We start from the raw sequence: 9,910 nt of genomic DNA on the forward strand, positions 1-9,910 counted from the left end.
TATGAGAGTATATACAAAAAACTTAAAACAATCGGCGCGTAGTAAAGGTGCGAGCATGTCATGCGCCTTGTCCCATATCAATTTTTTGACGCCCTACGTCACGGATGCTATGATGCCCCGCATACTCCCCAACAACCCTGGCGTAGAGCAGAGCAGAACTGCGCAAGCTACGCCTCATCTATAATCTGCAATCTGCAATCGAACGAGAAAGGTGCAGGTCTGCGCCATGGACGACCAGATTATCGCCATCCGCGAGATCTACTGGAACATCGACCCCTTCATCGGACCGGTCTTCCTCTACGGCCTGATCACGCTCACCAGCCTGGTGACGACATGGGGTGTCCTACGTGACATCGCCCGCTGGCGCAGGGGCCGCCCCGAGGCCCGTATCGGACAGCTCCCCGCCCGCGCCGCCGAGTTTCTGGTGCAGGTCTTCGGCCAGAAGAAGGTGCTGCGCGACCGCAAGCCCGGCTCGATGCACGCACTGATCTTCTTCGGCTTCCTGGCCCTCTTCATCGGCACCGATGTGATCGCCGTCGAGGAGGACTTCACCGTGCCGATGATCGGCGAGCAGGCCGGAAAGATCCTGGTCGGCGGCTTCTACCAGAGCTACGAGCTGATCCTCGACACGCTCGGCCTGGTCTTTGTGGCCGGCCTGATCTGGGCGGCCTGGCAGCGCTATCGCACTCGCCCCGACCGGCTCGACAACCGGCGCAACGACGGCTGGGTGCTCGGCGTCCTGATCTTCCTCGGCCTCGGCGGCTTCCTGATCGAGGGTCTGCGCATCGCCAACCAGGTCATCGAGGGCGTGCCGGTCTACTCGCAGGGCTGGGCGCGGCTCTCCTACGTCGGATTCACCCTCGCCACGATCTTCCGTGCGGTCGGCCTGGGCGACGGCAGCCCGGCCGCCCTGGCCATCCACCCGCTGCTCTGGTACACCCACGCCACCGCCACCTTCGCCTTCATCGGCACCCTGCCCTTCAGCAAGTTCCGCCACATCATCTATACGCCGCTCAACACCTTCTTCCGCGACCTGACGCCCAAGGGCGCGCTCGACGCCATCCCCAACATGGAGGCAGAGATCGAGAAGGACGAGCCGCGCCTCGGCGTGGCCACCCTGGGCGACCTGACCTGGAAGCGGCGCATGGATCTGGACGCCTGCATGCGCTGCGGGCGCTGCCAGAGCGTCTGCCCGGCCCACGCCAGCGGCGCCGAGCTCTCGCCCAAGTACATCATCACCAAGCTGGCCGACCTCCAGCGGAGCGAGCCGATCATCTTCAAGGACGGCAGCGTCAAGCCGCTGGCCGGGCTTGAGCCGGCCGAGGGCGGCGCCCTCGACATCGAGACCCTGCCGCTCTACGGCAACCTGTTCAGCGAGGATGAGCTGTGGGCCTGCACCACATGCAACGCCTGCGTCCACGAGTGCCCGGCCATGATCGAGCACGTAGACGACATCGTCGACCTGCGCCGCAACCTGACGATGATCGCCAGCGAGGTGCCCCAGGGCGTCAAGCGCGTGCTAGAGGGCGTCGAGCGCCAGGGCAACCCCTGGCGGCTGCCCTCCGGCGAGCGCAGCGCCTGGACCGACGGGCTTGAGGTGCCGACCATGGCCGAGAAGGAGCACGTCGATGTGCTCTACTGGGTCGGCTGCGCGCCCAGCTACGACGAGCGCTCGCGCAAGGTGGCCCGCGCCATGGTCCAGATCTTCCAGGCCGCCGGCGTGGACTTCGCCATCCTCGGCGAAGAGGAGACCTGCACCGGCGACCCGGCCCGCCGCATGGGCGAGGAGATGCTGTTCCAGGCCCAGGCCGAGCAGAATATCGAGACCATGAAGCAGTACACCTTCAGACAGGTGGTGACGACCTGCGCCCACTGCTTCAACAGCATCAAGAACGAGTACTCGCAGTTCGGCGGGAAGGCCGGCGTGGACTACGAGGTCGTCCACCACACCGACTTTATCGCCGGCCTGATCGCGGCGGGTAAGATCACGCCGACCCGCGCGGTGAATGAGAAGGTGGCCTACCACGACCCCTGCTACATCGGGCGCTACAACGACATCTACGACTCGCCGCGCAGGGCGCTGGAGTCCATCCCCGGCCTGACCCTGGTCGAGGCGCCGGAGCGCAACCGCGAGCGGGCCATGTGCTGCGGCGGCGGCGGCGGGAATGTCTGGCTGGAGGGCACGGGCAAGCGCGACATCAACGTCATCCGGCTGGAGCAGCTGACGACGGATCAGCCCGACACCCTGGCCCTAGCCTGCCCCTTCTGCATGGTGATGTTCGAGGACGCGGCCAAGAACACCGGCCGCGACGAGACCCTGAAGCGGCGCGACATCGCCGAGATCGTGCTCGAGTCGATCACGCCGGCCGAGGGGTGATTGCAGATTGCAGATTGCAGATTGCAGGCCCGAGGGCGTCGATCTCTCGCTGGCGGCCGCCGTGCTCCTCCAGGGCATGACCGCCCACTACCTCGTCTACAGCACCTACCCGATCAAGGCCGGCGACACCTGCCTGATCCACGCGGCGGCCGGCGGGGTCGGCCTGCTGCTGACCCAGATCGCCAGTCGGGCCGGGGCGCGGGTGATCGCCACCGCCGGCACGCCCGAGAAGGCCGACCTGGCCCGCGCCGCCGGGGCCAGCGAGGTGATCCTCTACCGCGACGAGGCCTTCGCCCCGCGCGTGCGCGAGCTGACCGGCGGCCGCGGCGTGGATGTGGTCTACGACTCGGTGGGCAAGGATACCTGGGAGGGCAGCATCGACTGCCTGCGCCCGCGCGGCATGATGGTCAGCTTCGGCAACGCCAGCGGCGCGGTGCCGCCGGTCAGCCCGCTTATCCTCAGCACCAAGGGCTCGCTCTTCCTGACCCGACCGACCCTGTGGGCCTACATCGCCACGCCGGAGGAGCTGGCCTGGCGCGCGGGCGACCTGTTCGGCTGGATGGCCTCCGGCGCGCTGAGCGTGCGGGTGGACCGCAGCCTCCCCATGGCCGAGGCCGCCGCCGCCCACATCGCCCTCCAGAGCCGGGCGACGGCGGGCAAAGTATTATTGATCCCATAACATGTGGCGTAGGGGCGCAGCAGGCGCGCTGGGATGATTGGGTCGTTGAAGCACAGCTCTGCTGCGCGCCTGCTGCACCCTTACAGGATGAGCGATATGCGCGTTGTGATGAAGTTTGGCGGCACCTCGGTCGGCAGCGCCGACGCGATCCGCCGGGTCGCCGCGATTGTGAGCGAGAGCCGCCAGAGCCACGAGGTTGTGGTTGTGGTGTCGGCGATGAACGCCCCCGACCTGCGCACCACCGACACGCTGATCGCCGCCGCCCACGCGGCCGCCCGCGGCGACGGCGGCTCGACCGCCCACGTGGCCCCGCGCCTGCTTGAGCTCCATATGGGCGTCGCCGCCGAGCTGGCCCCGCCCGCCGAGTGCGCCGCCCTGGAGACTGAGCTGCGGGCCATGCTCGACTATCTGAGCGACCTGTCGCGCAGCATCGCCGTGCTCGGCGAGCTGACCCCGCGCGCGCTCGACCTGTTCAGCGGCCTGGGCGAGCGGATCAACGCGCGCCTGATCGCCGCCGCCCTGCGCGGCGCCGGCGTGCCCTCGCAGGCCGTCGACGCCACCGGCCTGATCATCACCGACGACCGCTACGGCAGCGCCTCGCCGCTGATGGAGGAGACGGCCGAGCGCTCGCGCGAGCGCCTGCTGCCCATGCTCGCGTCCGGCAGCGTGCCCGTCGTCACCGGCTTCATCGGGGCGACCCGGGCCGGCGTGCCCACCACCCTCGGCCGCGGCGGCAGCGACTACACCTGCTCCATCCTGGGGGCCAGCCTCGACGCCGACGAGGTCTGGTTCTGGAAGGAGGTGGACGGCGTGCTGACGGCCAACCCCAAGGTGGTGCCCGAGGCCCGCACCCTGCGCCAGCTCTCGTACAGCGAGATGGCCGAGCTGGCCTACTACGGGGCCAACGTGCTGCACCCGAAGACGGTGCAGCCCCTGGTGCAGCGGCGCATCCCCATCCGCATCCTGAACACCTTCAACCCGCAGCACCCCGGCACCCTGATCGGCGCGGGCCGGGGCGACCGCACCGCACGCGCGGTCACGGCGATCCGCGAGGTGAGCATGATCACGGTGGGCGGGCCGGGGATGCTGGGGCTGGCCGGCGTCGCCGCGCGGATCTTCACGGCGGTGGCCCGCGCCGGGGCCAACATCCTGCTGATCTCGCAGGCCAGCAGCGAGCAGAGCGTCTGCCTGTCGGTGCCGCGCGCCGAGGGGGCCTCGGCCGTGGCCGAGCTGCGCAAGGAGCTGGCCGCCGAGTTCTCCGACCACGACGTCGAGCATATCGAGGTGCTCGACTCGGTGGTGATCGTGGCCGTGGTCGGCTCGGGCATGCGCGGCACCCCCGGCATCGCCGGGCGGGTCTTCGGAGCCATGGGCGCGGCCGGGATCAATGTGATCGCCATCGCCCAGGGCAGCACCGAGAATAACATCTCCCTGGTCGTCTCCGCCGAGGACGGCGACGCGGCGGTGCGGGCGATCCACCGCAGCTTCGCGCTGTGAGGGAGCCGTGGGGGCAGGGCTGTTGCAAGGCCCCGGGCTCCTCGGAATTTCTTGTTATTTGTTCAGCCTCTTACTTGGGCGGCGAGCTGCGGTACTTCAGCACATCCTTGGTGATGTAGAGCGTGCTGACGTTGGTGCTGGCGTTGTGGAAGCCCGGCCACTGCAGGCCGGAGAGGCCGGAGCTGTTCGGCTCAAGGGCGGAGCCCTTCAGGTAGGGCTTCATCAGGTTGCCCACCGTGCGGTGGTAGATGAACACGCCGGGCGCGTCGGTGACGAGCAGCTTCTCGGCCTCCTGGAACTGGGCGATGCGGGCGGCCTGGTCGGTGTTCTCAGCCGCCTCGTTCACCAGCTTGTCGTACTCGGCGTTCTGCCAGTTGTGGCGGCCGGTGCCCAGCCACACGCCCAGCATGTTGGACGGGTCGAGCCAGTCCATGCCGTAGGAGACCATGCCGAACTGCATCTTGGTCGGCTTGGCGTTCAAGTCGTCCATGTAGACCTTGAAGTCATCGTTCTGGACCTCGACCTCGATCCCCAGCTCCTGCTTGATCGTGGCGGCGATCGCCTGGGCCACGGCCTGGCGGGTGGCCGACTCATTGCGCAGCCGCAGGGTCAGCTTGGGGAAGCCGGCGCCGCCCGGGAAGCCGGCCTCGGCCAGCAGGGCGCGGGCCTTGTCCGGGTCGTAGCTCTGGATATCCTTGAGCCCCTCAGAGTTCGCGGCGGGGAAGCCGGGCATCAGGAAGGAGTAGGCCGGGATGGCCTGGCTGGGGGTGACGATCGTCTGGATAATCGCGTCGCGGTCGACGATGTGGCCGAAGGCCTGGCGCACCTTGACATCGTTGAAGGGCGGGTTCTGGTCATCGAAGAAGAGATAGTCGGTGCGGAAGTCGTTGGCGATCGTGCGGACCTCCTTCGACAGCTCGGGGTCGGCGTTGATGATCTCGTTATCGGCGGTCTGCAGAGCCTCGCCGGACACAAAGTCCGCCTCACCGGCCTGGTAGCCGGCGAACATGGTCTCCTGCTTGGCGCCGATCACGATCACCTTCTGGATGAAGGGCTTGTTGGTGCCCTTATAGTTCGGGTTGGCCTCGTAGACGAGCTTCTCGCCCTTCTTCCACTCCGTGAGCACGAAGGGGCCGGAGGAGACCGAGGTGGCCGGGTCGTTATTGTAGAGCGGGCCAAGCTTCTCGAGGGCGGCCTTCTGGAGGGTGATGCTGTAGACCGCCAGCTTGGCCGGCATGTAGGGCGTCGGCCGCTCGCAGCTGACGATCAGCGTGTTCGGACCGTCGGCCTTCATGCCGAGCTCTGCGGGCGGAACCTCGCCAGCGACGACCTTCTCCCAGTTCTTGATCGCGCCGGGGGGGCCGTAGTACCAGGCGAAGTCCCAGGCGTGGTCGGGGCTGGCCGCGTACTGGAAGCTGGCCACGAAGTCGTCGGCGGTGAGCGGCGTGCCATCGCTCCAGATCATGTTCGGGTCGAGGTTGAAGGTCCACTCGGTCGCATCAGCGTTCGAGGACCAGGTCAGGGCGGCGGCGGGCTGCACCTCAAAGTCCTTGTTCAGGCGCAGCAGCGGCTCGCCGAGCAGGCCGCCGATCGGGTTGAAGCCGCCCTGGTTGTAGATCGACTCCATCTGATCGACGGTCGTGAAGGGCGCGTCGTTGGGGAAGTAGGTCACATAGACCTGATACTCGGGCGGCGCGGCGTCGTCGGGCAGCGTGACGCCATTGAGAGTCTGGCCGGCAGCCGGCTCTGCGGGTGCGGCGGTGGCATCCGCGGCGGCGGGTGCGGCGGTAGCATCCGCGGCGGCGGGTGCGGCGGTGGGCTGGGCGGCCGGCGCGCCGCCACAGGCGGCGATCAGCATTGAGGCGACCATCAGCAGCCACGCGAGCGTCCAGGCACGGGGTTGACGCATCTTCACAGAACCTCCTCTACACGATTGGCCAGAAAATGAGCGACGACGGGGCCGCCCCGGCCCCGCAGGAGATAGCTGGTATCAGTACACCCTGGGGGACGCAGGGTGCAGAACATGGACGCGGCGCTCGGGTTACGCCTCGAAGCGGCAGAGATGTTCAGAGACGCCGTCCGATCGGGTGCTCGGGATAGATCCACATCCGCCGTCGTGGGCCGGAGGTGCGGGAGTCAGCCGCGCGATGCTGATCGCAGCATACACGTGGTTCGCTCGCACGAAGTGCCACCAGAGAGGCTCGACGCTGGGAGGGGGCTATCGCTGCCCGAGGTTCAGGTATTCCATTAAGAGGCAGTTAACAGGGATAGTGGAATTATAACAATCTTCGCCCGTCACGTCAACGCGGAGTGCGATGTACCTCGTGTGCTATAATCACTATGAGGCGGCGCGTCGGCGCTCCGCTGGCTTTCATTAGGCTACTGCGGGAATAATCATGGCGAAACGACGTGTTTTACGCATCGATAATCAAGAAGACAAGAAGACCCTGAAGATGCACTGTCGCCCGGTGAAGCTTCCGGACCGCAACCTGAAGCAGCTGGTGGCCGACATGTTCGAGACGATGCACGATGCCAACGGCGTGGGCCTGGCCGCCCCACAGGTCGGCCTGCCGATCCAGCTCTGCGTGATCGAGGTCCCCGCCGAGATCGAGGAGCTTGAGGACGGCAGCGAGGTCGAGGTCGCCCCGGCCGAGCAGTACGTGCTGATCAACCCCAAGATCGTGAAGACAAGCGGCGACGAGGTGATGCGCGATGAGGGCTGCCTGAGCCTGCCCGGCTGGTACGGCCAGGTGCCGCGCAACAGATGGGTGACGGTGGAGTTCCAGGACGCGAGCGGCAAGCTGCGCCGCCTGCGCAAGGCCGACGGGCTGCTCGGCTGGGCCATCCAGCACGAGGTGGACCACCTGCACGGCGTGCTCTTCACCGAGCGCATCCGTGATCTGAGCACCCTGCGCGATATCACCAGGGAGCCGGAGGAGCCGATAGCGGCGTAAGACAAGATTTCAGATTGTAGATTGCAGATTGCAGATTTGGTGCAGTGGAACGACATTCACGGCATCAAACTGTAAAGCAACCTGAAACCTTTTCGAGCGCGATTATAGATTGCAGATTGTAGATTAGTAGATCGTGTGTCCTTGAGGTGTCGCGATAATCTGCAATCTGCAATCTGCAATCTGCAATCACCCAGGTATGCGCCGTATCTGGCCTGACACGCTCGCCCTGCTGCTGCTCTGCGCCGCCGCGCCGCTCTGGCTAGCCCTGGCCTACGGCGGACACCGCGGCGCGTCGTTCGCCGCCGACGCGCTGCCCGTGATGCTGCCGACCGCCGGCCTCCACGAGCTTGAGCCGCTGGCCGACCGCCCCGACCTCTTCCGCTGGACGACCGGCGCCGCCCGCGTCCAGCCGCCCAACCCCGGCGGCCCGCTCTCCCTGCGCCTCAGCCTCGCCAGCGGATTCGCGCAGGCGACCCCGGCGGTGCTGCGCGCCTCGGGCAGCGAGTCGTCGTTCTTCATCCTGCCCGGCCTGCGCACCTACAGCCTGCTGCTGCCCGCCCAGCCCGGCGAGCGGGTGTCGCTACAGATCGACTCGCCCGCCGAGACGGTCGACGGCCGAGCGCTCGGCGTGGTCTTCCACACGCTCTCCATCGCGGGCGACGGCCCGCCGCCCGCGATGCTGATCGCGTCTATGCTCCTGGCCACGCTCGGCGTCTACCCGCTGCTGCGCCGGGCGGGGATGGGCGCGCCGGCGGCGCTGGCCGCGGTGCTGGCCCTCCAGGCGACGGCGGCGGCGTGGCAGGCCGCCGGGCTCTGGCGCTACGCCTTCCTCGGCCAGCTGCTCGCCGCCGGGGGAGCGGCGGCCCTGGGGGCGCTGGTGATTAGCAGGTGGCAGGCCGCAGGTGGCAGGTGGCAGGTGTCGAGCCCTGCTTCCCGTCTCTCGCCGCCTGCCAGCGAGCGCAGCGAGCGACCCGCCTCCCGCCTCCTGCCTCCCGCCCTGCTCCTCCTGCTCGCCCTGCTCATGTGCCTGCCCTGGCTGGGCGCGCCCGACCCGGTGGGCGACCTGAAGCTCTCGGCGCGGCGCATGGGCTTTATGTTCGAGCGGGGCGGCTTCAGCCAGGCCTTCAGCTACGGCGGCGACTACATGCCCCTCAGGCTCTACATCCTGCGCGGCCTATCCTTTCTGGTGGGGCCGCTCGGCGGGGCCTTCTACGACCCGGTGCCCGCCGTGACGCGGGCGCTGATCAAGCTCCCGAGCATCCTGGCCCTGCTAGCGACGGTGGCGCTGCTCTACTGGTGGGGCCTGCGCCACGCCGGGCCGCGCCGGGCCGCCCTGATCGCCGGCCTCTACGCCGTGATCCCGCCGGTCTGGATGAACGTGGCCTGGTGGGGCCAGGTGGATGTGCTGCTGGCCCTGCCGATGGCGGCCTCGGTGGCGCTGCTGGATGTTGGGCGGGGGCGCTGGAGCTGGCTCTGCTGGGCCGCCGGGGTGATGGTGAAGCCCCAGGCGATCATCCTGGCCCCGCTGCTCTATGTGCTGACCGTGCGCCGCCACGGGGCGCGCGGGCTTGTCGAGGGCGGCGCCCTGGCGGCCGGGCTGATCGGCCTGGCCTGCGCGCCCTTCGTGCTGATCGGACAGGGGCCGGGGCTCTACCAGGCGGCCGCCGGCTCGGTGGGGCGCTTCCCCCAGGTGACAAACCGGGCCTACAACCTGTGGTGGCTGGTGGCCGAGGATCAGCCGATCTCGGATCTGGTGCAGGTGGCCGGCCTGAGCTACCGCAGCATCGGCTTCGCGCTGGTGGCGCTGGCGGCGGGCCTAGCCTGCCTGGCCGCCCTGCGCCGCCCCGGCGGCCCCTCCCGCGCCGCCGCCGCCGCCGCCCTGGCCATGGCCTTCTTCGCCCTGCCCACCCAGATCCACGAGCGCTACGCCTTCTTCGCCCTGCCCTTCCTGCTGCTCTGCGCCGCCGCCGACCTGCGCGCCCTGGTGCCCTTCCTGCTGCTCACGGTCACCGCCACGGTCAACATCGTCGGCGCGATCCCCGGCTTCTTCCCCGACGCCGAGCGGGTGATCGTGCGCTACCCCATCCCCACCGTGGTGGCCTGGGCGAATATGGCGATCCTCGTCGGCCTGCTGCGCCCGTACGAGAATCCCCCGATGAAGCTAGATGATGACAACCTGTATGATCGGGGCGTGGCCGCGCTGCGCGCGGGGGAGCGCGCCCGCGCCCGCGAGCTGCTGGCGGCGGCGGTGCGGGCCGACCCGCGCAGCGCCGCGGCATGGCTCTGGCTCTCGGGCGCGCTGGACGACCCGGCCAAGCAGCGGGAGTGCCTGGAGCGCGCGGCGGCCCTCGACCCGCAGGACGTGGCGGCGCAGCGGGGGCTTGCGGCGCTGCGCGCGGGGGG

Annotated in this window: 5 protein-coding genes and 1 pseudogene; 5 read left to right on the forward strand and 1 reads right to left on the reverse strand. The window is 68.5% G+C overall.

From position 1 onward, the window contains the following. Positions 1-226: 226 nt before the first annotated feature. The 3 genes and pseudogenes from K2Z83_RS23745 to K2Z83_RS23755 all read left to right on the forward strand — a co-directional run bounded on the left by K2Z83_RS23745 (position 227) and on the right by K2Z83_RS23755 (position 4,553). The gene (locus K2Z83_RS23745; RefSeq protein WP_220597660.1) at positions 227-2,377 is read left to right on the forward strand and encodes a heterodisulfide reductase-related iron-sulfur binding cluster; all 2,151 of its coding nucleotides are present in this window, start codon (positions 227-229) and stop codon (positions 2,375-2,377) included. 28 nt (positions 2,378-2,405) lie between these two features. Further along, positions 2,406-3,056 (forward strand): annotated as a pseudogene (locus tag K2Z83_RS23750) (quinone oxidoreductase); the annotation flags it as partial. Between the two features lie 96 nt (positions 3,057-3,152). Next, positions 3,153-4,553 carry an aspartate kinase gene (locus K2Z83_RS23755; protein WP_220597661.1) on the forward strand — a complete coding sequence of 467 codons (1,401 nt, stop codon included), beginning with the start codon at positions 3,153-3,155 and terminating at the stop codon, positions 4,551-4,553. A 70-nt stretch (positions 4,554-4,623) separates the two neighbouring features. Here K2Z83_RS23755 and K2Z83_RS23760 read toward each other — a convergent pair whose 3' ends face one another. Continuing rightward, positions 4,624-6,462 carry a peptide ABC transporter substrate-binding protein gene (locus tag K2Z83_RS23760; protein WP_220597662.1) on the reverse strand — a complete coding sequence of 613 codons (1,839 nt, stop codon included), beginning with the start codon at positions 6,460-6,462 and terminating at the stop codon, positions 4,624-4,626. A 487-nt stretch (positions 6,463-6,949) separates the two neighbouring features. Here K2Z83_RS23760 and def point away from each other — a divergent pair, with 487 nt between their 5' ends. Both def and K2Z83_RS29665 read left to right on the forward strand, forming a co-directional pair. Then, on the forward strand, positions 6,950-7,507 hold the full coding sequence (gene def, locus K2Z83_RS23765; RefSeq protein WP_220597663.1) for a peptide deformylase: 558 nt from the start codon (positions 6,950-6,952) through the stop codon (positions 7,505-7,507). A gap of 196 nt (positions 7,508-7,703) precedes the next feature. Then, a partial coding sequence (locus K2Z83_RS29665; RefSeq protein WP_220597664.1) for a glycosyltransferase 87 family protein occupies positions 7,704-9,910 on the forward strand: 2,207 nt, incomplete at its 3' end.

Source organism: Oscillochloris sp. ZM17-4 (assembly GCF_019599295.1).
Taxonomy (GTDB): Bacteria; Chloroflexota; Chloroflexia; order Chloroflexales; family Chloroflexaceae; genus Oscillochloris.

Excerpts from the sequence above, each read along its gene's own strand:
- K2Z83_RS23745 (WP_220597660.1), top strand. The coding sequence starts at position 227 with ATGGACGACCAGATTATCGCCATCCGCGAGATCTACTGGAACATCGAC.
- K2Z83_RS23755 (WP_220597661.1), top strand. The coding sequence starts at position 3,153 with ATGCGCGTTGTGATGAAGTTTGGCGGCACCTCGGTCGGCAGCGCCGAC.
- K2Z83_RS23760 (WP_220597662.1), bottom strand. The coding sequence starts at position 6,462 with ATGCGTCAACCCCGTGCCTGGACGCTCGCGTGGCTGCTGATGGTCGCC.
- def (WP_220597663.1), top strand. The coding sequence starts at position 6,950 with ATGGCGAAACGACGTGTTTTACGCATCGATAATCAAGAAGACAAGAAG.